This window comes from Bacillus sp. PK6-026, assembly GCF_054161455.1.
The window spans coordinates 3,916,584-3,941,920 of sequence record NZ_CP096418.1; the positions used below are offsets into that span (position 1 = coordinate 3,916,584).

Below are 25,337 nucleotides of genomic sequence, written 5' to 3' on the forward strand. Positions count from 1 at the left end.
CCTGACAAGCTTTTTCTATTCTAAGGCAGCTGCACCGCCGACAATTTCCGTAATCTCCTGCGTAATCGCCGCCTGACGAGCACGGTTGTAAGACAGTTCGAGGTCAGCGATAAGCTCTTTCGCATTGTCCGTTGCGTTTTTCATCGCTGTCATCCGCGCAGCATGTTCACTCGCTTTACTGTCCAGAATCGCGCCGAAAATCAAGCTCTCAGCGTACTGAGGCAGAAGCACTTCCAAAATTTCTTCTTCGTCCGGTTCAAATTCATAGGAAGTTCTTTTTTTGTTTGGCGCGATATCTGATAATGGCAGCAGCTTTTTCTCCGTCACCTCTTGAGAAATTGCGCTGACAAAGTGGTTGTAGAACAAGTAAAGTTCATCAAATGTCTCATCGATAAACATTTGTATCGTACTGTTCGCCAAATCCTTAATTTCTGGAAAGGAAACTTCGTCCCTGATGCCGGTCATTTCGGAAATAACCGGGATGCCGCGTTTTTTGAAGAACTCGCGTCCCATTTTTCCGATCGCGATGACCGCATATTCGTCTTTTGACTGATGGCGCTCCTGGATTTTCTGGTACGCTTTGCGGAGAACGTTAGCGTTAAAAGCGCCGGCAAGTCCGCGGTCAGATGTGATGACCAGATAGCCGGTCCGCTTCACGGGACGGCTCGACATCATCGGATGCGTTCCGGTGTATCCAAGCGCAATATCAGCAACGACTTCCTGCATTTTCTCCATGTATGGAACGAACGATTTCGCTTTACTCTCAGCGCGGTTCAGCTTTGAGGCAGAAACCATTTGCTGAGCTTTGGTGATTTGACTCGTTTTTTTATTTGAAGTAATTCTGGATTTAATATCCCGTAATGAGGCCAAAAGGTTTCACCACCTTTTTGTTTTCAAATTCACTCCGAATTTACGTGAAAAAGAGAGAAAAAGAAGATCTTTTTCTCACTTCAAATGTTTAGTTGCTAGGTGCAAACGTACGTTTAAAGCCTTCGATCGCAGCCTTCATGTCCTCGTCGGCCGGAAGGTTTCCTGTCTGAGCAATTGAATCAAGGAGATCTTTATGGTTTTGATCAAGGTACATAAAGAACTCTTCTTCAAAGCGTCTGATGTCCTCTACAGGCACATCATCAAGGAATCCGCGGGTCAGGGCATAAAGAATGGCAACCTGCTTTTCGACGCGGAGCGGCTGGTTCAGATCCTGTTTCAGAACTTCCACTGTACGGGCTCCACGGTTCAGCTTGGCCTGCGTCGCTTTATCAAGGTCAGATCCGAACTGTGCAAATGACTCAAGCTCGCGATAAGATGCCAAGTCAAGACGAAGCGTACCGGCTACTTTCTTCATCGCTTTGATTTGCGCAGATCCGCCGACACGGGATACCGATAATCCAGGGTTGACGGCAGGGCGCACGCCTGAGAAGAACAAATCAGACTGCAGGAAGATCTGTCCGTCTGTGATTGAGATGACGTTTGTCGGAATATAGGCTGAAATGTCGCCAGCCTGCGTTTCAACAAACGGCAATGCTGTTAAAGATCCTCCGCCTTTAGCGTCGCTCAGTTTCGCAGCGCGCTCAAGCAAGCGGGAGTGCAGGTAGAATACATCTCCAGGGAATGCTTCACGGCCTGGAGGACGGCGCAGAAGCAAGGAAAGTTCACGATAAGCCGTCGCTTGTTTTGAAAGGTCGTCATACACAACCAGCACGTGTTTTCCGTTGTACATGAATTCTTCACCCATCGTAACACCCGCATACGGCGCTAGATACAATAGCGGTGCAGGCTGTGAAGCGGAAGCTGTGACAACGATGGTATAGTCAAGAGCGCCTTTTTTGCGCAGCGTTTCAACGACACCGCGAACAGTCGATTCTTTCTGACCGATCGCAACATAGATACAAATCATGTCCTGATCTCTTTGGTTCAAGATCGTGTCAATCGCAATCGATGTTTTACCCGTCTGACGGTCACCGATGATCAGCTCACGCTGACCGCGGCCGATAGGAATCAGCGCATCGATCGGTTTAATTCCCGTTTGAAGCGGTTCATGAACGGATTTACGATCCATAACACCAGGTGCCGGGCTTTCGATCGGACGGGTTTTGCTTGTGAGAACCGGGCCCATTCCGTCTACAGGCTGACCGAGCGGATTGACAACGCGGCCGAGCAGCTCTTCACCGACGGGAACTTCCATGATCCGTCCGGTTCTTTTGACTTCGTCACCTTCACGGATGTCTTTGTAAGGTCCCAAAATAACGATACCTACGTTTGATTCTTCAAGGTTCTGAGCTAAGCCCAGCACACCGTTTGAAAATTCGACAAGCTCACCTGCCATACAGTTATCAAGGCCGTGCACGCGTGCGATACCGTCACCGACCTGAATTACCGTACCTACGTCGTGAACTTCTATTTCAGACTGATAATTTTCAATTTGCTGTTTAATAAGAGTGCTAATTTCTTCAGCTTTGATGCTCACTTAGGTTTCACCCCTTCTTTCGATTTTCGCCTGCTAATTGACGTTCTATCCGGTCAAGCTTTCCTCTTACACTGCCGTCATAAATACGGTTCCCGATGCGGATTTTTACTCCGCCGATCAGATCCGGATTCACTTCGTTTCTGACGCGCAGTGAAGCGGCGCCTGCTTCTTTTGCAAACACTTGAGAAAAAGAGGAAATTTCCTCTTCACTGAGCGGTTTTACAGAGTATACGATCGCGTCTTCCGTCCCGCGGAACCGGTTCGCCATTTTTACATAATCGTCCGCGAGATCCGGGACGATTGACGTGCGGCTGCGGTCAACGAGAAGATAAAGCGTATGTAAGACTGCAGTCGAAACAGATCCGAACGAGTCTTTTAAAATCTGCTTTTTCTTTTCAGCGGGCACTTTAGGATGACTCAGAACGGCATTGAGGTCTTTATGATCAATAAATATCTTCTTAACGACGGTCAGCTCTTCTTCTATTTCATTGACCTTCTTGGATTCAAGGGCAATGTCAAACAAAGCGGCTGCGTAGCGTTTGGAGACAGCTGATTGGCTCATCGGCTTTCTCCCACTTCTTTAAGATAGTCTTGGATCAATTTTTCCTGGGCTTGTTCGTCAAGCTCTTTTTCGATCACTTTCGAAGCGATCATCACAGACAGTGATGCAACCTGCTCGCGCAGCGCACTGACAGCCTGGTCTCTTTCTTTGACGATCTCGCTTCTGGCTGATTCTTTCATGCGTTCTGCTTCCTGGCGCGCAGCCTTGATGATTTCATCCTTTTGCTGTTCTCCCAGTTTTTTCGCGTTTTCAATCAGAGAATGGGATTCTTCACGCGCTTCTTTCAAAAGCGCCTGCTGCTCTTCAATGAGCTTCTTCGCTTCTTCATTCTTTTTCTCGGCAGAGGAAATCTCTCCGGTAATGTAGTCTTCACGCTCTTTCATTATATTTAATAGCGGCCCTAAAGCGTATTTCTTCAAGAGCGCTAACAAAATCAGCATGGCAACAAGCTGGAACAGCATTGTTCCGGCATTAAACCCTACTCCTGCACCCATAACCTGTGGTAAAAAAGACATCGAATACGGCAACTCCCTTCTTGCAGATTATCTCTCCGAGGCCATCGAAAAAATGTTCTCCCTCTTTTTTCAAGAGGTTGTTTCTTCCGGCCGTTATGACAGTTCAAGCAACCATAAAGCAATGGCGAAGGCCTCTTGCAGTGATCTTCGCCATTTTACTAGTTATATAAGTTTTTAGCCGAAGAATGCTAAGAACGCGATAACAACAGCGATAATCGGAAGGGCCTCAACCAATGCTACCCCGATGAACATAAGCGTTCTTAATTCTTTACCAGCCTCAGGCTGACGTGCGATTCCTTCTACTGTACGTGATACGATAAGTCCGTTACCAATACCTGCACCAAGTGCACCTAATCCAATTGCGATTGCAGCTGCTATTAAATTCATGAAAAAGTTCCTCCTTTAAATTGTTATCCTTTTCGGATATGTCTTGTTTTTAGTGTTCATGACTTACTTTGTGAGACATGTAAACCATTGTTAACATCGTGAAGATGAATGCCTGGATTGTACCTACGAACAAGCTGAACGCCTGCCATAAGATCATCGGCACAACCGCTCCAATGGTTCCAACCAGCCCCATGAAAATGCTTTGAGAATAGAAGTTGGTTGCCATTCCGGCAAGAAGGCCGAGCAGAATTTCGCCGGCGAAAATATTACCGTAAAGACGCAATCCCAATGTTAATGTATTCGCAAATTCTTCAATAATTTTGAGCGGCACTAAATACGGAATTGGTCTGAAGAAATCTTTGGTATACTCCCCCAACCCTTTTCTTTTCACTCCGTAGTAATGAGTGAGGCCTACTACCATGACGGCGAGGGTTAAAGTAACCGCCGGATCGGCTGTCGGGGATTTCCACCATAATTCATGGCCTACTGTAATGGAAAACGGAAGGCCGAGCATGTTGGCAACAAATATGTACATCAGCAGGGTTATGCCAAGGGCGAGAAAGTCTCTGCCGACTTTAAGATCCATTGTGCTGCCGATAATATTGCGAACAAAGTCGACAATCCACTCCATAAAGTTCTGGGCTTTCGTCGGCCGGATCGCGAGTGTTCTTGTGGTCAGCACCGCTATCAGAAAGACGATGATGCTTGTCACAGTAATCATTAAGATACTTGATACATCAAAGTTAAGGCCTAAAAAGTTAACAACTCTTGATTCGTGCAAAGGGTCTTCACCTCTCTTCCATTGATGAACGTTTTAGCTGGATAAAGGAATCTATCATAATGACAGGATAAATTGTCATCAACCCCACAATGACGCCTGCCAAATGAATATATTCAGGGTATTTATAAGCAATGGCCGCCGCGATAATGGCGTTGCACAATCTGGAAGCAGTCCCGAGAGAACGGATCATTTTGCCTTTTGCCACTGCTTTATCGAAGGCCTGCATCCTTTTGGTCAGCAGCCAGAGATTGAAATAGCTGAAAACAGTGCCGGTAATCAGGCCTAAAAAAATCGCCTGAAATGGCAGAAATCCATAGCCTAACACGCAGACTGCTAAAATATATAGGACATATTTTTGTTGCCTACGGAATGAAAGACTCGCATCGGTCATCAAATACGCTCCTGATGTGAAAATTTTAAATCTATCTTACGATTACGGTAAACTAGGCGGTCTGACCATTTTACAGAACGTAGTGTTCTGTTCAAGACTTCACACACTCCGAAAATTCTCGGGCCGGTGATCTGTCTGTCGCCTGCAAATATGGGGTTTTCAAAGGATTTTAACAGAGGACTGGTCATTATGATAACCGCTATGAAAACCTTATCATAATAGCCTATTTTAGCATACAATAGCCCCCCTGAGGTGTCAATCTGTTTAAAGTTAAAAAACTATTCATAATCACAGTGTCTCTCACAAAATGTTCACAAATTCGCCCCATTTAAGACGCACACATGTTTAATTATGGTATAAAACACAAAAAAAGAAAACCCTTTTTCAGGATTTTCTTACATTATTTCGTTCCGAACATGCGGTCTCCGGCGTCGCCCAATCCGGGAACGATATATCCTTTTTCATTTAGTTTCTCATCCAAAGCGGCAATGTAAATGTCAACATCAGGATGATGCTTCTGAACTTCGTCTACACCTTCCGGAGCAGCGATCAGACACATAAAACGGATATTTTTTGCGCCGCGTTTCTTCAAGCTGTTCAGTGCCTCTACCGCCGAACCTCCGGTAGCCAGCATCGGATCGACGACGATGAATTCGCGTTCTTCAACATCGGATGGAAGCTTGACATAATATTCAACAGGCTTCAATGTTTCAGGATCACGGTAAAGCCCGACATGTCCGACTTTTGCAGCGGGAATCAGCTTCAAAATTCCGTCTACCATTCCCAGTCCCGCTCTTAGAATCGGAACAACCCCGAGTTTTTTTCCGGCGATGACGTTTGACTTTGCCATTTGCACAGGAGTTTCTACATTCACTTCCTCCAGCGGCAGGTCCCGCGTAATCTCAAATGCCATCAGCGTTGCAACCTCATCAACAAGCTCTCTGAATTCTTTTGTTCCGGTCTCTACATCCCGGATGTATGTAAGCTTATGCTGTATAAGAGGGTGGTCAAACACATATACCTTTCCCATATCCGTTTTCAGCTCCTTTTTTTCACACACTTCTATTGATTCTACATAAAAAAACAGCTTGTTTCAACAAAAATCAGGAGACAATTTTATGAAAAAAGCCGCCCCTTTTGGGAGCGGCACAAATATCTTAGTAATCAAGCCCGGTATATAACGGGTATTTGCTTGTCAGCGCTTCTACGCGCTGTTTTGCTTCTTCCAGCTTCGCTTCGTCTTCATGGTTTTTAAGGGCAAGCGCGATGATCGCTCCCACTTCTTCGATCGCTTCCAGATCAAAGCCGCGGCTTGTCACGGCTGCTGTACCTACGCGGATTCCGCTCGTTACGAAAGGTTTTTCAGGATCATAAGGAATCGCGTTTTTATTGACGGTGATGCCGACTTCATCAAGAACATTTTCAGCCACTTTTCCGGTCATGCCGAGAGAGCGCAGGTCGACCAGCACAAGATGGTTATCCGTTCCGCCTGATACGAGCTCGATGCCCTCTTTTTTCAATGTTTCAGCCAAGTGCTTCGCATTATTGATGACATTTTGGGCGTATGTTTTGAATTCGTCTTTTAAAGCTTCGCCAAAGGAAACAGCCTTTGCAGCGATCACGTGCATTAACGGTCCGCCTTGAATTCCAGGGAAGATCGACTTGTCGATTTGCTTTGCAAACTCTTCACGGCAAAGAATCATGCCGCCGCGCGGTCCGCGAAGCGTTTTATGAGTTGTCGTCGTCACAAAGTCAGAGTAAGGAACAGGATTCGGGTGAAGACCTGCTGCTACAAGTCCGGCGATATGCGCCATGTCTACCATCACATAGGCTCCGACTTCATCAGCGATTTCGCGGAACTTTTTAAAATCGATGGTGCGCGGATACGCGCTTGCCCCGGCCACGATCAGCTTAGGCTTATGTTTAAGCGCTTTTTCACGTACATCTTCGTAGTCAATATACTGCGTCTCTTTATCAACACCGTATTCAACGAAATTGTACTGAACACCGCTGAAGTTGACAGGGCTGCCGTGCGTTAAATGTCCGCCGTGAGCAAGGTTCATTCCCAATACGGTGTCACCGTGCTCTAAAATCGTGAAGTATACCGCCATGTTCGCTTGTGCGCCGGAATGCGGCTGAACGTTGACGTGCTCGGCGCCGAAAATCTGCTTGGCGCGGTCGCGCGCGATATCCTCTGCGACATCTACATGCTCACATCCGCCGTAGTAGCGTTTACCAGGATATCCTTCCGCATATTTATTTGTTAAAACCGAGCCTTGAGCTTCCATAACCGCTTCGCTTACAAAGTTTTCAGAAGCGATCAGCTCAATCTTCGACTGTTGACGTTTCCGCTCATCTTGAATGGCGCTAAAAACTTGTTCATCTTGCGCAGGTAAATGTTTCATCAGCGAGATCCTCTCCTATCTGTTTCCATTTCGTTAATTATACCATCTCATTGTACACGGTTTTTCATGCAAATGTAAGAGATTATTTTTAAAAATCGTTTTTTATTATTGGAAAAACCGAATATTAAACGAATAGACAAATCATATAGTTCGACATATCATTTGTTCAAAAAATTATTTTAATAAAGAAAAAAAGCCTGTCCGGCTCTTCCCCCCGCTTCTTCCGCTACTCCGCTTCATAGACGGCGCGGACGCCTCCAATCAGCTTCGGCCTTGTCCGCGCAAGCGTCACATGCGCTTCGCCCAGCTGTTTTTGAGAGACGCGGACAGGAACGGCCACAGGCTTTAAATGCATCCCTATAAACGTGTCGCCGATGTCGATCCCCGCATCGGCCTCTATTTGTTCAACAAGGACAGGAGCCTTCATATGTTGATAGGCATATGAAGCCATGGAACCCCCCGCTTTCGGAACAGGAACAGCAAAAACAACGGGAAGACGGTATGCTTTCGCCGTTTCTTCCTCGACAACCAACGCCCTGTTTAAATGCTCGCAGCATTGAAAAGCAAGGGCGACTCCTGTTTGATCCCTGAGCTCTTCTAAGCCTTTGTAGACCGCTTCAGCGATTTGTCCGCTTCCCGAAGTGCCGATTCGCCTTCCGGCCATCTCGCTTGTGCTGCATCCGATGACGACGATGTGGCCGTTGCGTAAATTTGCCTGCTGATGAAATTCATCTAATATAGAACGCCATGTTTGTTCGAGATTCTTCATGATTGACGACACCCTTTATTCATGCTTATCTTCATAATCGGCGATTTTTCCGATGCGGACAGCGTGCCGCCCGGCTGAAAACTCAGTCGTAAGCCAAACCTTTGCAATCTCTCTCGCTAAACCAGGGCCGATCACCCGTTCACCCATCGCAAGAACATTCGTGTCATTGTGCTCTCTTGTCATTTTCGCGCTGAAAACGTCGTGGACAAGGGCGCAGCGGATGCCTTTTACTTTATTGGCGGAAATGCTCATGCCGATTCCTGTTCCGCATATTAAAATGCCTCTGTCAGCTTCCCCGTCCGCCACTTTTTGCGCGACCGGAAACGCATAATCCGGGTAGTCCACAGATCCTGAACCGCATTCGCAGCCGTAATCTTCGTATTCGATGTTCAATTCATCCATCAATGCCATAATTTCTTTTCTGATATTGATTCCGCCGTGATCTGAAGCAATGATTACTTTCATTGGAATGACTCCTCCTCGTTTGATGTGCCGCCAAAAGTCTCGTGCAGACCGTTAAGCAGTATACAGCCGCTATATATTTCTGATTGATCATGTCTATTGTACCCGCTGCCGCTCGATTTGCAAACGCTCCTTAGCTTCTATTCCCGAGATTTTCCCGCCAGCATTTCTGCCAATTTTTTCAGCAGCTGCTCCAGCTCATCTCTCGTTTTTTGATAGTCGCTGAGAGATCCGCCGAACGGGTCAATGATGTCCCCGCTTTCTCCTTTGACATACTCTTTCAGCGTATAGATTTTATCTCGGCTCTTTGAAAATTCATGTACTGCCACCTGTTTGTGCTGCTCCGTCATCGTCAACACGAGATCCGCCCATTCAACCTTCTCCTCGGAAAGCTGTGAAGATGTATGATTCAGAGCGATGTTTTTTTCAAAAAGCGCTTCGACTGCATATAAAGAAGCTTTTCCGTTTTCAGGAGCAAACAACCCGGCAGATTTGACGGAGACATCCAGTTTTTTTTCGGCAGCCGCAGATTTAAAAAGCGCTTCCGCCATCGGGCTGCGGCACGTATTTCCAGTACAGACAAATAGTATGTTCAATCCTGTTCACTCCTTTGTTCATATTATAAAGGATTCAGCCGGAAAATAATAAAATCCGCTCCAGAAATCAAAAAAGAGAGGATCTCTCCCCTCTTTTTCTAAGTTTCATTATGTTATGCAAAGCGGGAAAAAGATTTTCTCCTCTTTCAATTAAATGGGCAGCAAAAGCTTCAGGCCGAAGCTCAGCAGGATGGCTCCTCCGAGCGCTTCGCTGTAAGCTCCAAGCCACGTTTGAACCTTTTTTCCAAGCAGCAGACCTGCCCAAGTTAACACCATGCTGAACAAACCGAACAAAAAGATCGTTAATAGCGGTTTCGTCCCGTAGAGGCCGAGGCTGAGACCGACTGAAAAGCTGTCGAGGCTGACGCCGACGGCAAAAATGAATAAGCCGAAGCCGTGCGGAGAGATGATCTGCTCCCCGCTTTTATTAAAAGATGCGGCAATCATCTGAATGCCCAGCACCAATAAAAGCGCTCCTCCAAGATACCCCGCAAGCGCACCAAGCGCGCCCGAAAGAAACTGTCCCGCAATCATACCGCCAAGCGGCATGATGACATGGAACAATCCAATAATGACGCCGATTTGAAAGATTTGGTTCCTTTTCAGCTTGGCCATTCCCATTCCAAGACCGACTGAAAAGGCATCCATGCCGAGTGCAAAAGCCATGATCGAGAGCGTCAGGATTTCGCCTATTAACACATCAACATTCATGCAATTCCCCCTTGGACACGCCAGCTTTTCTAGCTTATGCACGTCCAAAGGCGGATAGAACAACCCTGCTTAGGCTACGCTTCGATTACGCGATGGCCTGCCGCTTTCAAGAGCCGGTTCATAATCGCCCGGCCCACCCCTTCCTCAGGGAAAGACTCAGCAAAAATAAAATCGAGCTGTTCTTCGTCAAAGCTGCGGAGAATGTCATACAAACCGGCGGCAACCGTTTCAAGACGGTCTCTTCTGCCGCAGATGCGGACGGCATCCGCCTGATAGGCACCGGCCCGTTCATCTGTCGTAAGGACGCCGACTTTCATGCCGTCTTTCTGATATTGGCCGATCAGCCGTTGAATATCTTCAACGCTTCCGTTCACAATGGCAAGCGGGGCTTCCGGTGCATAATGCGTATATTTCATCCCGGGAGACATCGGCGCCTTTTTTTCGTCGGTGAGGCCCTGGTCAATCAAGACAGAGCCGGCCGCTTCTTCGAGCTGCTCTTTTGTGACGCCGCCCGGCCTCAAAATGACCGGAATTTCCCCGGTGCATGAAACAACTGTTGATTCAACCCCTACTCCTGTAGGACCGCCGTCAACGATACCTGCAATCCTTCCATTTAAATCGTGAACGACATGCTCGGCTTTCGTCGGACTCGGTTTCCCGGACAGATTGGCGCTCGGGGCGGCCACCGGAACGCCGGCCTGTCTAATCAGCTCAAGGGCAACAGGATGATCAGGCATTCTGACCGCGACCGTATCGAGCCCCGCCGTCACCTTTGTGGATAACACCCCGGGTCTGCAAGGCAGCACAAGGGTCAGCGGTCCGGGCCAAAAACGCTTCATCAGCATTTCGGCCTGAGGCGAATCAACCTCTGCAAATTCTCCGAGCTGTTCAATTTCAGCGATGTGGACAATGAGCGGATTGTCGCTCGGACGCCCTTTCGCTTCGTATATTTTAGCTACTGCTTCGCTGTGTTTGGCGTTTGCACCAAGACCGTAAACCGTCTCTGTCGGAAAAGCAACCGTTTCATTTTGCTTGAGCAGTCTTGCCGCTTGTGCAATTTGTGGACAGTTTGTGGACAAATCACGTTTTACATCCACAGTCCATACTTTTGTTTTCATTAACATCAAAACTCCCTTAACAAAACACTAAAAACGTTAATCATTCATGTAAATCCTGTTGAAAGTATAAAAGATGAAGAAAAAGAAAACAAGCGTTGTCCACATTTTGTGGATAACGCTTTTGAATCCGTGGATATCTCTGTGTATAAGTTAACGGCTAATTAGACGTTTTCTCCATCAAAACGGCTCCGTTTACGCTCAACGAGTCTGAAACATGCTCTGATCCATCAAGCTCTTCCGGAATTGCCGCAGCTTGTTTAAAACCGAGCACTTCAAGGAAATCCATCGATGTTCGTTTATTGGCAACTAAATACAGGGTTTGGATTCCCCGCTTTTCACACAATACCTGCATGCTTTGAAACAGGGAAACGATGTGGCCCTGGCTGAGCTTGTCAGACACGACAAGCGAGCGCAGCAGCCCTTTTTTGTTTTCAAATTCCTCCATTCCGAGGCAGGCGACGATTTCATCGGGAGGGTCTTCCATCATGATAAACTGGCTCTTCGCTTCCTCAATGCCTTTATGGCTTGTCCCCGCCTTTTTTAAAAACGCTTCGATCGCATTCATGTCTTTCATTTCCGCTAACCTCAATTGGTAGAACATCTTTTCACCCCGTTTTTTAACTTCTCTATCCAATCTATGAGGGCGACAGTAAAATATACCTTTTGATTTGGAAGAAAGCCGGCAATTCATTTTTCAATTTTGATTAGCAGGAACTAATGCTTTGAATGAGTATGCAAATGAACTCTGTACTGGTGATAAGACAGTTTCTCTTTCTACCGGGCAATGTAATTGACACATCAGAAAGGGGCAGAAGGTGTATATTCGAAAAGCAGTATTTTCCCTGAACCGTTTTGGAAAATTATATCATATTCAAAAGCGTGAATAACCATCATGAAAAAACAAACAGTAAAAAACCGCCCTGCACGAAAGCACGGCGGTTCCTTTAAGAAAAAAGCCCGGTAATCCATTCGACAAGAAAAAATTTCACTTCTTTGTCTTCTTTATCTTTGCCAGATACCGCTTCATCTGCAGCGACTGTTTTTTCTTCCCGGGCGTTTTCCCCGGCATCGGTTTGTTCGTCTTCAGGCGACTTTACGGCTTCCCCATTGGAAAAATCAAGAAAGCAAAGCGGCGGAAACAGGACACACCACCAGTTGGCTCCCTCTCCCTTGCCTAATGTAATTAAAACAGCCTCATATTCTCCGGCTGGATACACCATATTGCCGTATAGCTTTGTCGGAAATGAGACTCGATCAAAACGGACAGACACGGATTGCCGGACATTTTCGCGCTTCATAACATCCTTGGCAACCTCTTTGATTTCGGGCAGCTTCGACCTGATGACTTGTCTCGCTTCCTCAACCGAGGTCAGGTTTTCCACCCATTTCGTAATTTGTTTATTGACCTCATCCCTGATTTTGCGTTTGACGCTTTGGTCGCTCCCGCTGTCGCTGTTTGCCAAAATCCGCAGCCGAATCGCTTCATCTGGAATCACGGCAGGCTTCCCGTCTGATGATTGGGCCGTCTCTTCCGTCGTGAGATTTGCAAGCGCTCCTATTAATAAAAGAAAAATATACATACAGGCAATGTTTGATTTCTTCATTTTCCCCACCGTTCCTCTCCGTTCTTCAACCTTTTCTAGCAATATTATGGTCAAAGATGGAACGGTTTAAACGGATGCTGAAAAAAATTCTACTAAGCTTGTAATCTCTTCCTAAAAGGTCTACATATCCAAATGGCTCTGCTTGTTTTTTTGCAGGCCGGATAAAAAAATCACCGCGCTGATCACGAGCAGCAAGCCCCCCAATCCGCCGAACAGCAGAAACGGGAAGACAGCCGCTACGCTTGCATCAATCGCCCAGCCGATCAAAAATGAAAGAAGCGCTCCTCCCAGACTTGCGGATGAAATGAAGAGACTGGTGATTTCCTCTGTAAAAGGCTTTCCAGCCAACGAGGCCAGAGTGACGGCGCACGGAAAAATGCCGGCTGCCGAGAGCCCGATGAAAAATACGAGGAGCAGCTGTGTTTGATGAACCGGAAACCATGCCAGAATCAAAAGCAAAACAGTCAAGGCTCCGGCACTGAAGATCAGAAAGGCAACGGAAGTCAAGCGTCCGCCAAAAATACTTGTCAACAAACGCCCGCACACCATTCCCGTCCAAAAAAACGAAACGCTGATCACGCTGATTTCTTCTGCTCCTTTTTCCAGCATCAGCGCCGGCAAAAAGTTTGCGAAATTGGTCTCGATACCCGCATATACAAAAGCGAATATGAGAAAAAGGAAAATGCTTTTTTCTTTCCTTCCGGTTTCAAATATGGCTGACACAGTCGGTTTTTCCTGATAAGTCATTTGACCGGAAGCAGTGTCAGGGGTTTTTCTGCACAAATAAACCACCCACATACACGCAAGCACAAAAACGAAGATAAATAAAGCATACAAGGGGAAATGCCAGGCATATCGTTCCGTAAGGATATAAATCAGAAAAGGAAACAGCAAAGCGCCCAATCCGAAAAAAACCTCTAAAATATTCATCCCCTTCGCATTTTTATCTTGGGCAATCACATACGCTCCCATCGTCGTTTCTAAAGTACCGGCGCCAAAGCCGAGCAAAAACCCCATGATGACAAAAAAGATGAACATATCAAAAAGGAACACGCCTAAAAGCGTTACGAGAATAAGAAGAAGGCCAAACGTCAATACAGCCGCATGAGAGGTGCGCCTGACAAATATCGGCGCAAGCAGGACACCGATTAGAAAACCGGTGAATTGGAAAAAGATCAGGAAGGATAGATCATGAACATCCCGGTGATATTCTTGAATGATATAAGGTGACAGGCTCCCCAGCAGGATATGGATAACCCCTACGAGAAAATAAAACGAACAGCCGAATAGAAATATTTTTTTCATTAGACTCACTCCTTCGTTGCAGACCATAAAACCCTTGCGGCTATTGGCACGGCCGGCAAGGGCTTTTCGCAATGCTAGTTTGCTTGTTTTGAAAGGGACAGCTGCTGACCTTTATTGAAAAATTCATTTAAGTAGAACTGCGTCTTGTATCCATCATCAAAAGTGGCAAGAGGTGCGAAATTGCGATCCCGAATTCCGTTCATCCATTGAATCAGCTGAACTCTGAAGGAATCGGCCCATCCGTAAAATTCATTTTCAGGGTCTGTCAGCCACGTGTCCGGCATTGTTATCATCTGCTCCGTCAATCCGGTCCTCAGCAAAAACTGATTTTTCTGCCGTGAATGATAGTAGAATACGCCGTTTTGGCCATTGACCTCGATGCTAAAGCCGCACTCATCCGCTTTTGTGCATTTTGACGTAATCATATTGACAAACACATGATTTTCAAGCTGGCCGTATACTTCAGAATGATCATCAACATATACCTGTTTTTGTTCTTTTTCTTTGACGACCGTCATCATTTTGACTTTTAAACTGTCCAGTTTAAACGGGCTGTCGAACAAATAAAGAATGAGATCGATTAAATGCACACCCAAATCTCCTAATGCCCCGCTCGTTTTATTGCTTTTCGAATGATCGCGCCAAGTATATTTTTTTCTTCTCAAGGCGCTGTTTTTCTTAAAATGGACATTGATGGACAAGATATCTCCAAGTTCATTGCCGGATAGCATATCTTTTAGGCGCTGAACAAATGTAAGATGGCGGTAATTGAAGCCCATGATCGGAATATAAGCAGATTGAGACGCCCTGTTTTTCATCTCCTCCGCTTCCTCCATTGAGACAGCCATCGGTTTTTCACACAATACATACTTACCTGCGGCCATCGCTTCAAGCACATGTTCTTTATGGCAAAAGTTCGGCGATGAAACGATGACTGCCGTCGACTGATTCAACAGCTCCTGCATACTGTTAAATGTGGTTCCTCCATATTCAAACGCACATTTGCGCGAGGCAAGCGAGTTGATATCAAAAAACCCGGAAAGCTCGGCACCTTTGACTGTTGAAAGAGCTTTCGCATGAGCTTTTGCAATTCCTCCGGCTCCAATAATTCCGATTTTCATCTAAGGACACTCCTTATCTTTTGATATGGGCTTTTAGCACTTCTAAAATTCCAGCCGTATAGCTGCCTTCTGTCATACGGGAATGGAGCGACTTTGCTTCTGCTGTCGCATTCCCCACCAGATAACCATGTCCGGTTTTTTTAAGCATATCCACATCGTTTCCGCTGTCGCCGAAAGCAAATGAATTCTCCCTCTCTATCGCGAATTTATTCAATATAAAATCCACAATGTACGGTTTGCCTGTCCGCAAAGGGATAAAGTCCACATCATAGCTGTTTTCCGGATCGCCTGCCAAAGGGTTGCAGCGATTGATATTTACTCCTATTTCATGCTCTCTTGCAAGCCGTCTGATGGCTTCAAGCGCCCTCTTATCTGTGTTCTCATCCGACGATCTATAGTAATAGTTGATTTTATAGCGGGAAAAACCATGCTGAGTCTGAGGCACAAGCTCAATCTCATATTTTTTAGAGAGAGTCTGCTTGATGTCTTCGACCAGATCATGGGAGAAATTCGATTCTTGCAATCGGGCTTCCCAATCTTTATCAGAGACTTGGCCTTCTTCAGAGAAATACGTGATCTCAGTGCCAAGGTCACTGGCGACAAAATGCGGAAGATATCGAAAGCCTCCCCGCTTCATTTTTGCAAGAACAGATGACAGGCTGCTCCCGGTCACCCAGCCGAGCAAAATCTTGTGATCGAGATGGTTCGAATGAATAAATGTTTCAAGGTCCATGAGCGCTTTCCTCGATTCATCGGTGATGCTGTGGGCGAAATATGTCTCATCAAAATCGCAAAATACGGCGTACTTCGGCTTGTTTACTTGCTGCAAAGTGTGAAAAGAAAGTGTTTCATGATACGACATCAATTAAGGCCTCCATTACTTTGTCTTGTTCTTCTACGGTGAGTCCCGGATAGAGAGGAAGCTGAAGCATTTGTTTATGCACCGATTCAGTGACCGGCAGCGATGTTTGCTGATAATCGGCTTTTACAAGTGGTGTGTTTTGATGATGGGATAAAATCGGGTAGTATATATCTGTTTGGACATTATGAAATTTAAGCATCATATCTTTGACTTGGTCTCGATTTCCGCTTATCATTTTAATTGTAAACAAATGCCATACATGATCATCGGTCATTTGAGGCAATTGGATCAGACCTCTGTCTTCATACTGCTGCAAATGCGTAATATAACGATCTGCTAAATATAAGCGCTTCAGATTATTTAATGAAAGATGTTTCATCCTTGCCAGTCCAATAGCGGCTTGCAAATTATCAATCTTAGCGTTAAAGCCGTAATCAGCAGCCTTTTTATTTTTTTGATTCAGTTCAAAGCCGTGGTACATATATTCCATGCATGCGGATGCAAATGATGGATCATCCGTCACAATTGCGCCTGCTTTTCCGCAAGTGCCGAGATTTTTATACGGATTAAAGCTTAATATGGAGCAAAGGCTGTTTTTTCCCAGATCGGAAACGCCGATCGACTGACAGGCGTCTTCAATAATCGGGATGCCGTATTTATCAGCGATTTTTGCAATGGCTTCCATGTCTGGCAGCTTTCCATAAAGGTGTACAGGCAAAATGCATTTCGTTTTCAAAGTGATGCATGCTTCAAGTTCAGAAGGATCCATGCAAAATGTAACAGGGTCAATATCGCAGAAAACCGGAGTGCCTCCAGCTGCAAGCACGGCGTTTTCCGTTGCAGCAAAGCTGTTTGCAGGCATAATGACTTCATCACCTTGTCCAATACCCGCAGCTTTCAGTGCGACAATCATGGCATCGGTTCCGCTGGAGGAAGCCATGACATGATTTTTTCTCAAAAGAGCGGCTATTTCAGCTTCAAATACACCGACATAAGAACCGCTTGTAAATTGCCCGGTCGGCAGCACGCCTTTCACCGCATGAATCACGTCATCTACTTCTTCTTCTGTGATCAGTCGATGAAGCGGCATAAAATCAACTCTGGAGGGCGGAGAATCCATTCTGTTTAGCAAATTGGCGGTCAAGTCGAATTGATCCTGCTGCAATGTCTCTTTTAATTTTTGATTAGCCAGTGTGTCGTCTATACGGCATTCACCAGCGTGCTTCCCTTCCTTCAAATCATTCAGAAGGACAAATAGCTGTTTGCTTGTGCAAGTCATGTTTTCGCTTGCGGTTTTCATCAATTTCACCCCATTTTTATTATTTTGGGAAATTGTCATATTTCATGACATATCTTAAATGATGGAATCGATACCATAACAACTCTTTTTTTCAGGAAGTGACTTTATGCCTACGATTGACGAAATTGCAAAATTAAGTAATGTGTCAAAAACAACTGTTTCAAGAGTACTGAACGACCATCCTTATGTATCTGAAGAAAAAAGGAAGCGTGTTTTGGAAGTCATCGAAAAATTGGACTACATTCCGAACACCTCTGCACGAAAGCTCAGATCCAACAAAACGATGTTTCTCGCAGTGTCTGTCCCTCACGCGGACCATCCATTCTTCGCGCAGCTCATGAAGCATGTGTCCGCTGAAGCGCTGAAACACCAATACAAAGTCATTGTGTTTCAGACGTTTTATCAAAAGCAGAATGAACTGAAAGTACTGGAGCTGCTCAAGAGGAAAGAAGTCGACGGGCTTATGTTATGCAGCCTTGAAAATGAGTGGGAAGACATCAAAAAATACGTCAAATACGGTCCTGTAGTCTTGGCAAATGAATTCCACGCCGAAGCGGACGTGCCGGTGATCTGCTATGACGAATTCGAAGCCGGATATAAAGGAACGGAGCTTTTTATTCAAAAAGGGCATCATTTAATGGCCTTCTGCTGTGACACGATACACAGCAAGGCCCAGATTATGAGAAAAGAAGGGTTTATGAAAGCATTGTCTGATGCGGGTTTACATTTCCAGGAGAAGTGGATGTTCAGCCACGCATTTACCATTCATGACGGCTTCCGTATTATGGACCAGATCCACAACATGTCCGAAAAGCCGACCGCCATTTTTACGGGAAACGACCAAGTGGCCGCAGGAATTATTAAAAGGGCCCGCTATTATCAATATGAAGTGCCAAAGCAGCTTGCAGTGCTTGGATATGATAATCAATCGATCTGTGAGGTGACCGATCCGGAAATCACGACAATCGATATACCTGTTGAAGAGCTGGCTCAAAAAGCCGTATGTGCAATGGTAAACCACCTAAATGGGGAAAGCGGATTACAGAGGGATGTCGTGACTCTGTCTCCTACATTAAAAATCAGACAATCTGTTTAGGGTATATATTAATCTTGAACTATTTTTTATTTTATTCAGATAAAATTTTTGTTAAAAAACGGTAAAGAAGGCCTTCTGAACGGTCATGGCTGCGGTTGCTGTTTTTTAACAAAAAAGACCGCCGGGAATTTGAACTGCCCCTCTTTTGTTAGACACACTTCACAATTGGAGGTGCAGTTTTTAAAATTTACAGTTGAGGAAATTCGCACAGTGTCTTTCATGGGTGGATTCGCAATACCGATATCATGGAGAAGACGCGTCTAAAAAGCCTATACAAGCTATTCTGCCGAAGATAAACCAAAAGGTACTTCACTCGAAAATGGGACATCTATCCGTGAAACAGCTTGAAACCGGAGGAATAGGTACCCTAAAAAGCGGAGTTTACCTATGAAGAAGGATCAGACGAAGGGACCCAAGCGGAAATTGAACGCCTGCGGATGGAGAATGCCTGCTTAAAAAAGTTGAAAGCCTTAGTTCAAAACAACGAAACATCACACAAAGCATGTCCCGTAAAGGCAACTGTCACGGCAATGTGGTGGCGGAAAGCTTCTTTTAGCATTTTAAAATCAGAATTCATTTATTTTAAAGAATTTGGAGCGTCGAACATTTCAAAAAAGGACCAGCATAGTATATTGATTCTCTACAATCACAAACGGATCAAGATCAAATTAAAAGGCATGAAACCTGGTACTATACCGGAATCATGCCAGTCAAACTGCTTCATGAGATTTTAACTTTTTAGGGTCACTTCATTTCCGGCGGTTTCCTTAACGATGTTGCTCAATTACCGCGCAGACGATGCGGTCTTTTCCATTAAGATCCTTTTTCACCCGTACGTCAGCATCAGGAAAGAACCGGTGAAACATGTCTTTGACGGCATTCCCCTGAGTCCAGCCGATTTCAAACACCACCAGTGCCTGATCTGCGATGACAAATGGAATTTCTTTCATGAAACGCTTATAAAACTGCAATCCGTCAGCACCGTCCGTCAAAGCCCCGGCGGGTTCATGAAGACGTACGACATCTGACAGCGTCTTCATGTCTTCCTCAGATATATAAGGTGGATTTGAAACGATGACATCAGCTTTCTTCTGTCGCTTGATAAGCGGCTCAAGCAAATCGCCGCCGATGAAATCCACTTTCGCCCCAAGCCGGTCAGCGTTGTGTCTTGCCGTGCTTAAAGCTTGTTCCGAAATATCCGTCGCCGTGACGGAAAAACGCGGGCTCTCAAGCGCAAGAGTCACCGCAATCGCCCCGCTTCCTGTACCGATATCGACGGCTTTAAGGCGATCTGTTCCGTGAAAAACTCTTTCCGCTTCAGAAAGAACAGCTTCAACGACTTCCTCTGTTTCAGGACGCGGAATCAAAACGTGTTCATTTACGGAAAATTCCCGTCCGTAAAAGGATTCTTTTCCGGTGATATATTGAACAGGCACTCCTTGATGATGAAGCTCGACAGATTTTTTAAACCGCGAAAAATCAGACTCTGATATGACATCATGGAAGCTTGCCAACAGTTTGCTGCGGTCGATTTTCAGCTGATCTGTCAGCAAAATTTCCGCGGCATTCCGGTCTCTTCCCGCTTCGGCCAAATAAGAAGAAGCCCATTTAAGGGCTTCAAATACCGTCTTCATCTCAGCTTTCCGCCTCTTGCAGCTTGCTTGCCTGGTCTTCTACGATCAGCGCGTCGATGACTTCGTCAAGCTTGCCTTCAAGGATCTGGTCGAGCTTTTGGATCGTCAAGCCGATCCGGTGATCAGTGACGCGGTTTTGCGGAAAGTTATACGTGCGGATGCGCTCTGAACGGTCCCCTGTTCCGACTGCGGATTTTCGGTTTTGATCATATTCAGCCTGAGCTTCCTGCTGAAATTTATCGTAAATTCGCGCGCGCAGAACTTTCATCGCTTTTTCTTTGTTTTTGATCTGAGATTTCTCATCTTGGCAAGACACGACAACACCTGTCGGAAGGTGGGTCAGACGGACGGCTGACATCGTCGTATTGACGCTTTGCCCTCCCGGACCGCTCGACGCGAAGGTGTCGACACGGATGTCTTTTTCATGAATATCCACTTCTACCTCTTCAGCCTCAGGAAGACAGGCTACCGTTGCCGTGGATGTATGGATACGCCCGCCGGATTCGGTCTCTGGAACGCGCTGTACGCGGTGTGCGCCGTTCTCATACTTCAGCCTTGAGTATGCGCCGTTCCCATTGATCATAAAAATGATCTCTTTATATCCGCCTGTGCCTGTCATATTCGCTTCCATCACTTCTGTTTTCCAGCCTTGGAGCTCTGCGTAGCGGCTGTACATGCGGTACAGGTTGCCGGCAAACAAAGCAGCCTCTTCTCCGCCCGCTGCGCCGCGGATTTCCATGATAACGTTTTTGTCATCGTTCGGATCTTTCGGGATCAGCAATACCTTCAGCTGGTCTGTGAGCGACTCGATTTCTTCCTGCAGTTCGGAAATTTCCTCTTTAACCATCTCGCGCATATCGGAGTCCAGCTTTTCCTCAAGCATCGCTTTGGCATCGCTCAGCTGTTCCGACGCGCTCCGATAACGTCTGTATACTTCAACTGTTTCCTGTAAATCAGATTGTTCTTTCGAATATTCTCTAAGCTTCTTCGGATCGTTGACAACTTCCGGATCGCTTAATAGTTCATTTAATTTTTCGTACCGGTCCTCTATCGATTTTAAACGGTCTAACACGCTATTCACCTCTGTTTGCTGTGCGTAACATTCTAATTATAGTACAGGGACTCCTCCCCGTCAAAACAACTTCGCCGTTATCGGCAGCTGCCGCGTCTTTTTGCTATACTTTTAAGAAAAAAGGAGCTTAACTCAATGCTGGAATCGATTCATCACATCGCCATCATATGCTCGGATTATGAAGCATCCAAAACATTCTATGTCGACAAGCTCGGACTTGAGATTCTGAGCGAAACGTACAGAAAGGACCGGGATTCATATAAACTGGATCTCTCATTAAACGGCCGCTATGTCATCGAGCTGTTTTCTTTTCCAGATCCGCCCGAGCGCCTTACCAGACCAGAAGCTGCCGGGCTCCGCCATTTGGCTTTCACAGTGGCCGATCTTGATCAGACCGTCAAGGAGCTCAAGCAAAAAGGCATCATTGCCGAACCGGTTCGCACCGATCCCGGAACAGGCAAGCGCTATACGTTCTTCTCCGATCCGGACGGCCTGCCTTTAGAGCTTTACGAGGCATAGCAACGCCTTCGCCATCTGTGGAAAAACCGCTTTCTTTGCCGAATCCCTTCTTCTTTTGTCTAACAGGAAGGAAGCTTTTCATTCAGGTCGAATACCCTTTTTAATGAACAGTTACAGGTTAAAAGGAGGTATCATATGAATACTGCTGATGCGGCAAATGAACTCGGGGTATCAACCAAAACGGTGCAGCGCTGGGTCAAGCAGCTGCAACTGCCCGCTTCCCGAAATGAGCTTGGCCACTACTTTTTCACGAAAGACGATATCGCCATTTTAAAAGAAGTAAAAGAGCAGTTAAAAAACGGTACGCCTATGCAGGATGTCACAGTCAAACGCCCGAAAAAAACCTTCCTCATCAAGAAAAACGAAATGGTTCAAACGGAAGAGCCGGCACCCCCGTTGAATGAGCGGCTCGAAGAAAAGCTGCAGCGTTTTTTAGAGCACGAACAGCTTGAACGCGAGCTGCTCCAAAAGAAAATCGCCGAGCTGGAAAGAAAGCTTGAACAAAAAGCGGACGATGTCGTCTCCTATCAGCTTCTGCAGCAAAGGCGCGAACTGGAAGAAGAACGGCAGCAGATCAAACATCTCGAACAGAAAATCAGTGAATTGGAAAGCATGAACCGCCACGAAAAAGATACAGCCGGCAGAAGAGAAGAAAAAAAACCGAAAAGCAAATTGAAATCGATCTTCTCTTTTTAAAGCGCAAAAAAGCTTGCAAGGCCATAAAACGGCTTCTTGCAAGCTTTTTCATTATGCTGTAATGGCAATCAATATCGGCAGTGAAATAATTGACAGCACCGCACTGATCACAAACGCGGATGCCGTTTCTGCTTCCTGGCTTTCAAAGTTTGTAGCAATCATAGCCGCCACGGCAGATCCAGGGAATGCCACAAGCAGAACCGCTTTTGTCATGTCGGCGGAAGAAAGGCCCACGACCATCGCGATCACAAACATTAAAGCAGGCTGAGCAGCGACTTTTAATAAAGCGATGCTCAAAGCAGGCATGCTGAATTTGATTTTACGGATTCCGACAGTCACCCCGACTGCGAAAAGAGCGATACCTGAAGTCGTATTTCCGAGCATATCAAGCATTTTCTGCGGCAATTCAGGAATTTGCAGACCGAATAATACAAGAATGATACTTGCAAGCGGTGCAAAAGCGAGCGGTTCAGACAAACCGTGTAAAATTGATTTTCCTGTTACCTTCCAAATGCTGTCTGTCGTTTCCGCTTGTTTTTTAGAAGAACGGCCGACAGTTCCGACGATGATCGCAAGAGGATCAAGCATCGCATTCACGACAATTCCCGTAATCGCGATCGGAATCGCAACTTCCTGCATGCCGAACAGGCTGCCCAATACCGGAATTCCCATAAAGGCGAATGTCGGCTGAGCTGAGTTTAATGAGAACATTGAAGCATCTGTTAAATCGTACTTAAATAAAAATCGTAAAAGAAGCAAAATAATTACGTAAAATCCAACGATACCGATGACCAGTGAAATCATCAGCGGAATCTGGCTGTAAAACTTATCTTTTGGCGTTGACAAAATGCTTGAAACAAAGTGGGCCGGAAGCGCGTATTTCGTAACGAGCGTACTTACCCCTTTTGCAGATTTAGCATCATAGCTTCCAAAGTGACCCGCGAACCATCCCAGCGCAATAACAAAAAATATTGGCGCAAGGAGGATTAAAATATTTAAAAAGTCCAAGACTGTTTCCTCCTCTATGTTGTCCCTTTCAGGGACGAATTAACGGCGGCTGATAAACGCAGTCGCCCTGTTACACAGCCGTCGATCCCATTTTTCATCTTTGATTGGTGCAGCCCGGTGACAAAATATCCGGACCCGGGCTGCTGTTTCTTTTTATCGTTTCCTCAGTATTGAATATTAGTCGCGTTTTGCAACAATTGTTTGATATTCCGGACGCCACATGGCTTCGCGAACCGCCTTTTCGACATCTTCAGGCTGAACTTGAGCCACGCCGTCTTTAATGGCAGCTTTCACAACATCAATTGCCACTTGAACGGATACGTCTTGCAGGTCGTCAATTTTCGGCAGCAGGCCTGCACCCGGTTTTTCATGGTCAACCATGTTCGCGACCGCGTTTGCAGATGCTGCAAACATGCCGTTTGTGATGACTTTCGCCTTCGAAACGATTGTTCCCAGGCCTAATCCAGGGAATACGAAAGCATTATTGGATTGTCCGATTTCGTGTTTCACGCCATTGTACTCAACAGCTTCAAACGGGCTTCCCGTCGCCACAAGCGCTTTTCCGTCCGTCCATTTGAACAAGTCTTCAGGAACAGCTTCAGCCAGATGTGTCGGATTGGACATCGGCAGAATCACCGGACGTTCAGTATGAGCCGCCATCTCTTTGATAATTTCTTCAGTGAAGGCGCCGGCAACACCTGATGTACCAATCAGAATGGTAGGCTTCACTTGACGGATGACTTCCTCAAAGGAAATCTCTCCCTTTTCATTGCGTTTCCATTCTTTCACTTCTTCGGTATCGCGCAAATACGGTTCTTGGAAATCCAAAATTTGATCCATGCCTGTCGTTAATAATCCTCTGTAGTCGACTGTCCAGAATGCGCGGCTGGCTTCTTCTTCTGAAAGCCCTTCAAGCACCATGGTGTCACGGATTTGGTCAGCAATTCCGATACCCGCAGAACCAGGTCCGAAGATGACGACGCGGTGGTCTTTCAAAGACGTGCCGGTCTTTTTAACAGCTGCTAAAATCGCTGCCAGCGTGATAGCCCCTGTTCCTTGGATATCATCGTTAAATGTTGAAATTTTATGGTTATATTTACTCATAATATTGCGAGCGTTTTTATTTCCGAAATCTTCCCAGTGAAGAAGCGCATTAGGGAAAAACTTCAATGCTGTTTCGACATAAGCGTCGATAAATTGTTCGTAACGCTCACCTTCTACACGCGGATGACGGTTTCCGATATAAAGCGGATCGTTTAGCAGTTTTTCATTATTCGTTCCGACATCCAGTACGACTGGGATGACGCGGCTCGGATCGATTCCTGCTGCCGCCGTATATACTGCAAGCTTACCAATTGCAATGTTGATGCCTCCGACGCCCCAGTCGCCGATGCCCAAGATGCTTTCGGAATCGGTCGCAACGATCAAATCGATGTCATCAGCAGACGCCTGCAGGTTTTTAAACGCCGTTTCGATTCCGTCTATATCATCGATTGACAAGTAAACACCGTGCGGTCTGCGGTATTCGTGGCTGTATTCCTGAATCGCTTCACCGACAGTTGGCGTATAGACAACTGGAAGCATTTCACGCAGATGGTTTTGCAATAATTTATAGAAAAGCACTTCGTTTCTGTTTTGCAGATCGTTCAAATATACATTTTGACGAAGTCTGTCAGGTTGACGGGAAAATTGTTCATAAGCCCGTTCCGCCTGCTGATCAAGGCTGAGAACAGTCGGCGGCAGAAGCCCTTCAAGACCAAGGTTCTTTCTTTCTTCAAGCGAAAATGCAACACCTTTATTAAGCGTCGGAATGGAAAGAACGTCTTTTCCCCGCAAAGAAGTCTCCAAATATCCTTCCTTCGTTCTTCTCATGTTGTTCACACTAATTACCTTCTTTCTTAAAATATTAATGAAGTGAAATAAATACGGTAAACAATATAGAACATTTGCCTTTTT

At 45.9% G+C, this 25,337-nt stretch carries 28 protein-coding genes; 4 read left to right on the forward strand and 24 right to left on the reverse strand.

From position 1 onward, the window contains the following. Positions 1-15: 15 nt before the first annotated feature. From atpG to M1D59_RS20080, 20 genes are all read right to left on the reverse strand, one after another. The gene (gene atpG, locus M1D59_RS19985) at positions 16-870 is read right to left on the reverse strand and encodes an ATP synthase F1 subunit gamma (RefSeq protein WP_020453256.1); all 855 of its coding nucleotides are present in this window, start codon (positions 868-870) and stop codon (positions 16-18) included. A gap of 88 nt (positions 871-958) precedes the next feature. Then, positions 959-2,467 (reverse strand): F0F1 ATP synthase subunit alpha, encoded by a 1,509-nt coding sequence (atpA, locus tag M1D59_RS19990; RefSeq protein ID WP_020453257.1) that lies wholly within the window; start codon positions 2,465-2,467, stop codon positions 959-961. Between the two features lie 7 nt (positions 2,468-2,474). Further along, the gene (locus M1D59_RS19995; protein WP_020453258.1) at positions 2,475-3,029 is read right to left on the reverse strand and encodes a F0F1 ATP synthase subunit delta; all 555 of its coding nucleotides are present in this window, start codon (positions 3,027-3,029) and stop codon (positions 2,475-2,477) included. Beyond that, positions 3,026-3,544 (reverse strand): F0F1 ATP synthase subunit B, encoded by a 519-nt coding sequence (atpF, locus tag M1D59_RS20000; protein ID WP_020453259.1) that lies wholly within the window; start codon positions 3,542-3,544, stop codon positions 3,026-3,028. The genes M1D59_RS19995 and atpF overlap by 4 nt, the downstream gene beginning before the upstream one ends. 174 nt (positions 3,545-3,718) lie before the next feature. Continuing rightward, positions 3,719-3,931 (reverse strand): F0F1 ATP synthase subunit C, encoded by a 213-nt coding sequence (gene atpE / locus M1D59_RS20005; protein WP_020453260.1) that lies wholly within the window; start codon positions 3,929-3,931, stop codon positions 3,719-3,721. Positions 3,932-3,980: 49 nt separating this feature from the next. Next, the gene (atpB, locus tag M1D59_RS20010) at positions 3,981-4,712 is read right to left on the reverse strand and encodes a F0F1 ATP synthase subunit A (protein WP_023857083.1); all 732 of its coding nucleotides are present in this window, start codon (positions 4,710-4,712) and stop codon (positions 3,981-3,983) included. A gap of 7 nt (positions 4,713-4,719) precedes the next feature. Further along, the gene (locus M1D59_RS20015; RefSeq protein WP_020453262.1) at positions 4,720-5,103 is read right to left on the reverse strand and encodes an ATP synthase subunit I; all 384 of its coding nucleotides are present in this window, start codon (positions 5,101-5,103) and stop codon (positions 4,720-4,722) included. Between the two features lie 400 nt (positions 5,104-5,503). Then, positions 5,504-6,133 (reverse strand): uracil phosphoribosyltransferase, encoded by a 630-nt coding sequence (gene upp, locus M1D59_RS20020; protein WP_020453263.1) that lies wholly within the window; start codon positions 6,131-6,133, stop codon positions 5,504-5,506. A gap of 127 nt (positions 6,134-6,260) precedes the next feature. After that, positions 6,261-7,508, reverse strand: a complete 1,248-nt coding sequence (gene glyA, locus M1D59_RS20025) for a serine hydroxymethyltransferase (protein ID WP_025810647.1) — start codon at positions 7,506-7,508, stop codon at positions 6,261-6,263. 226 nt (positions 7,509-7,734) lie between these two features. Beyond that, the gene (locus tag M1D59_RS20030; RefSeq protein ID WP_224146335.1) at positions 7,735-8,277 is read right to left on the reverse strand and encodes a TIGR01440 family protein; all 543 of its coding nucleotides are present in this window, start codon (positions 8,275-8,277) and stop codon (positions 7,735-7,737) included. Positions 8,278-8,292: 15 nt separating this feature from the next. Continuing rightward, a complete protein-coding gene (gene rpiB, locus M1D59_RS20035; protein ID WP_020453266.1) occupies positions 8,293-8,742 on the reverse strand; it encodes a ribose 5-phosphate isomerase B in 450 nt (149 codons plus the stop codon). Positions 8,743-8,879: 137 nt separating this feature from the next. Continuing rightward, positions 8,880-9,335 carry a low molecular weight protein arginine phosphatase gene (locus M1D59_RS20040; RefSeq protein WP_023857079.1) on the reverse strand — a complete coding sequence of 152 codons (456 nt, stop codon included), beginning with the start codon at positions 9,333-9,335 and terminating at the stop codon, positions 8,880-8,882. Positions 9,336-9,485: 150 nt separating this feature from the next. Beyond that, a complete protein-coding gene (locus M1D59_RS20045; protein ID WP_023857078.1) occupies positions 9,486-10,046 on the reverse strand; it encodes a manganese efflux pump MntP in 561 nt (186 codons plus the stop codon). Between the two features lie 74 nt (positions 10,047-10,120). Beyond that, a complete protein-coding gene (locus M1D59_RS20050; protein ID WP_458117638.1) occupies positions 10,121-11,164 on the reverse strand; it encodes an L-threonylcarbamoyladenylate synthase in 1,044 nt (347 codons plus the stop codon). A 157-nt stretch (positions 11,165-11,321) separates the two neighbouring features. After that, the gene (locus M1D59_RS20055; protein WP_023857076.1) at positions 11,322-11,765 is read right to left on the reverse strand and encodes a GNAT family N-acetyltransferase; all 444 of its coding nucleotides are present in this window, start codon (positions 11,763-11,765) and stop codon (positions 11,322-11,324) included. A gap of 343 nt (positions 11,766-12,108) precedes the next feature. Next, entirely contained in the window at positions 12,109-12,768 is a 660-nt protein-coding gene (gene spoIIR / locus M1D59_RS20060) for a stage II sporulation protein R (RefSeq protein ID WP_020453271.1), read from the reverse strand. A 120-nt stretch (positions 12,769-12,888) separates the two neighbouring features. After that, positions 12,889-14,073 carry an MFS transporter gene (locus M1D59_RS20065; protein WP_035337893.1) on the reverse strand — a complete coding sequence of 395 codons (1,185 nt, stop codon included), beginning with the start codon at positions 14,071-14,073 and terminating at the stop codon, positions 12,889-12,891. Between the two features lie 74 nt (positions 14,074-14,147). Then, on the reverse strand, positions 14,148-15,194 hold the full coding sequence (locus M1D59_RS20070; protein ID WP_105981272.1) for a Gfo/Idh/MocA family protein: 1,047 nt from the start codon (positions 15,192-15,194) through the stop codon (positions 14,148-14,150). Positions 15,195-15,207: 13 nt separating this feature from the next. Further along, positions 15,208-16,056 (reverse strand): HAD-IIB family hydrolase, encoded by an 849-nt coding sequence (locus M1D59_RS20075; protein WP_195257842.1) that lies wholly within the window; start codon positions 16,054-16,056, stop codon positions 15,208-15,210. Beyond that, positions 16,043-17,356 (reverse strand): DegT/DnrJ/EryC1/StrS family aminotransferase, encoded by a 1,314-nt coding sequence (locus M1D59_RS20080; RefSeq protein WP_318602493.1) that lies wholly within the window; start codon positions 17,354-17,356, stop codon positions 16,043-16,045. Before M1D59_RS20080 ends, M1D59_RS20075 begins: the two co-directional genes overlap by 14 nt. A gap of 106 nt (positions 17,357-17,462) precedes the next feature. Here M1D59_RS20080 and M1D59_RS20085 point away from each other — a divergent pair, with 106 nt between their 5' ends. Together M1D59_RS20085 and M1D59_RS20090 are read left to right on the forward strand one after the other, a co-directional pair. Beyond that, positions 17,463-18,452: a LacI family DNA-binding transcriptional regulator gene (locus tag M1D59_RS20085; RefSeq protein WP_020453276.1), complete on the forward strand. Its 990-nt coding sequence runs from the start codon at positions 17,463-17,465 to the stop codon at positions 18,450-18,452. A gap of 530 nt (positions 18,453-18,982) precedes the next feature. Continuing rightward, positions 18,983-19,186: an IS3 family transposase gene (locus tag M1D59_RS20090; RefSeq protein WP_404841430.1), complete on the forward strand. Its 204-nt coding sequence runs from the start codon at positions 18,983-18,985 to the stop codon at positions 19,184-19,186. A 33-nt stretch (positions 19,187-19,219) separates the two neighbouring features. Here the strand turns inward: M1D59_RS20090 and prmC are convergent, their stop codons facing one another. Further along, positions 19,220-20,086, reverse strand: a complete 867-nt coding sequence (prmC, locus tag M1D59_RS20095) for a peptide chain release factor N(5)-glutamine methyltransferase (protein WP_458117639.1) — start codon at positions 20,084-20,086, stop codon at positions 19,220-19,222. A gap of 1 nt (position 20,087) precedes the next feature. After that, positions 20,088-21,158: a peptide chain release factor 1 gene (gene prfA, locus M1D59_RS20100; RefSeq protein WP_020453279.1), complete on the reverse strand. Its 1,071-nt coding sequence runs from the start codon at positions 21,156-21,158 to the stop codon at positions 20,088-20,090. 135 nt (positions 21,159-21,293) lie between these two features. Here prfA and gloA2 point away from each other — a divergent pair, with 135 nt between their 5' ends. Together gloA2 and racA are read left to right on the forward strand one after the other, a co-directional pair. After that, positions 21,294-21,677 (forward strand): SMU1112c/YaeR family gloxylase I-like metalloprotein, encoded by a 384-nt coding sequence (gloA2, locus tag M1D59_RS20105; protein WP_020453280.1) that lies wholly within the window; start codon positions 21,294-21,296, stop codon positions 21,675-21,677. Between the two features lie 135 nt (positions 21,678-21,812). Then, a complete protein-coding gene (gene racA, locus M1D59_RS20110) occupies positions 21,813-22,373 on the forward strand; it encodes a chromosome-anchoring protein RacA (RefSeq protein WP_043054497.1) in 561 nt (186 codons plus the stop codon). Positions 22,374-22,424: 51 nt separating this feature from the next. On the opposite strand, the gene M1D59_RS20115 is transcribed toward racA, so the two are convergent. Both M1D59_RS20115 and malS read right to left on the reverse strand, forming a co-directional pair. After that, positions 22,425-23,381, reverse strand: a complete 957-nt coding sequence (locus tag M1D59_RS20115; protein ID WP_020453282.1) for an AEC family transporter — start codon at positions 23,379-23,381, stop codon at positions 22,425-22,427. Positions 23,382-23,558: 177 nt separating this feature from the next. Continuing rightward, the gene (malS, locus tag M1D59_RS20120; RefSeq protein ID WP_023857066.1) at positions 23,559-25,262 is read right to left on the reverse strand and encodes an oxaloacetate-decarboxylating malate dehydrogenase; all 1,704 of its coding nucleotides are present in this window, start codon (positions 25,260-25,262) and stop codon (positions 23,559-23,561) included. Positions 25,263-25,337: the final 75 nt, after the last annotated feature.

Excerpts from the sequence above, each read along its gene's own strand:
- M1D59_RS19995 (WP_020453258.1), bottom strand. The coding sequence starts at position 3,029 with ATGAGCCAATCAGCTGTCTCCAAACGCTACGCAGCCGCTTTGTTTGAC.
- atpF (WP_020453259.1), bottom strand. The coding sequence starts at position 3,544 with ATGTCTTTTTTACCACAGGTTATGGGTGCAGGAGTAGGGTTTAATGCC.
- atpE (WP_020453260.1), bottom strand. The coding sequence starts at position 3,931 with ATGAATTTAATAGCAGCTGCAATCGCAATTGGATTAGGTGCACTTGGT.
- M1D59_RS20015 (WP_020453262.1), bottom strand. The coding sequence starts at position 5,103 with ATGACCGATGCGAGTCTTTCATTCCGTAGGCAACAAAAATATGTCCTA.
- upp (WP_020453263.1), bottom strand. The coding sequence starts at position 6,133 with ATGGGAAAGGTATATGTGTTTGACCACCCTCTTATACAGCATAAGCTT.
- glyA (WP_025810647.1), bottom strand. The coding sequence starts at position 7,508 with ATGAAACATTTACCTGCGCAAGATGAACAAGTTTTTAGCGCCATTCAA.
- M1D59_RS20030 (WP_224146335.1), bottom strand. The coding sequence starts at position 8,277 with ATGAAGAATCTCGAACAAACATGGCGTTCTATATTAGATGAATTTCAT.
- rpiB (WP_020453266.1), bottom strand. The coding sequence starts at position 8,742 with ATGAAAGTAATCATTGCTTCAGATCACGGCGGAATCAATATCAGAAAA.
- M1D59_RS20045 (WP_023857078.1), bottom strand. The coding sequence starts at position 10,046 with ATGAATGTTGATGTGTTAATAGGCGAAATCCTGACGCTCTCGATCATG.
- M1D59_RS20050 (WP_458117638.1), bottom strand. The coding sequence starts at position 11,164 with ATGAAAACAAAAGTATGGACTGTGGATGTAAAACGTGATTTGTCCACA.
- M1D59_RS20055 (WP_023857076.1), bottom strand. The coding sequence starts at position 11,765 with ATGTTCTACCAATTGAGGTTAGCGGAAATGAAAGACATGAATGCGATC.
- spoIIR (WP_020453271.1), bottom strand. The coding sequence starts at position 12,768 with ATGAAGAAATCAAACATTGCCTGTATGTATATTTTTCTTTTATTAATA.
- M1D59_RS20065 (WP_035337893.1), bottom strand. The coding sequence starts at position 14,073 with ATGAAAAAAATATTTCTATTCGGCTGTTCGTTTTATTTTCTCGTAGGG.
- M1D59_RS20070 (WP_105981272.1), bottom strand. The coding sequence starts at position 15,194 with ATGAAAATCGGAATTATTGGAGCCGGAGGAATTGCAAAAGCTCATGCG.
- M1D59_RS20075 (WP_195257842.1), bottom strand. The coding sequence starts at position 16,056 with ATGTCGTATCATGAAACACTTTCTTTTCACACTTTGCAGCAAGTAAAC.
- M1D59_RS20080 (WP_318602493.1), bottom strand. The coding sequence starts at position 17,356 with ATGAAAACCGCAAGCGAAAACATGACTTGCACAAGCAAACAGCTATTT.
- M1D59_RS20085 (WP_020453276.1), top strand. The coding sequence starts at position 17,463 with ATGCCTACGATTGACGAAATTGCAAAATTAAGTAATGTGTCAAAAACA.
- M1D59_RS20090 (WP_404841430.1), top strand. The coding sequence starts at position 18,983 with ATGTGGTGGCGGAAAGCTTCTTTTAGCATTTTAAAATCAGAATTCATT.
- prmC (WP_458117639.1), bottom strand. The coding sequence starts at position 20,086 with ATGAAGACGGTATTTGAAGCCCTTAAATGGGCTTCTTCTTATTTGGCC.
- gloA2 (WP_020453280.1), top strand. The coding sequence starts at position 21,294 with ATGCTGGAATCGATTCATCACATCGCCATCATATGCTCGGATTATGAA.
- racA (WP_043054497.1), top strand. The coding sequence starts at position 21,813 with ATGAATACTGCTGATGCGGCAAATGAACTCGGGGTATCAACCAAAACG.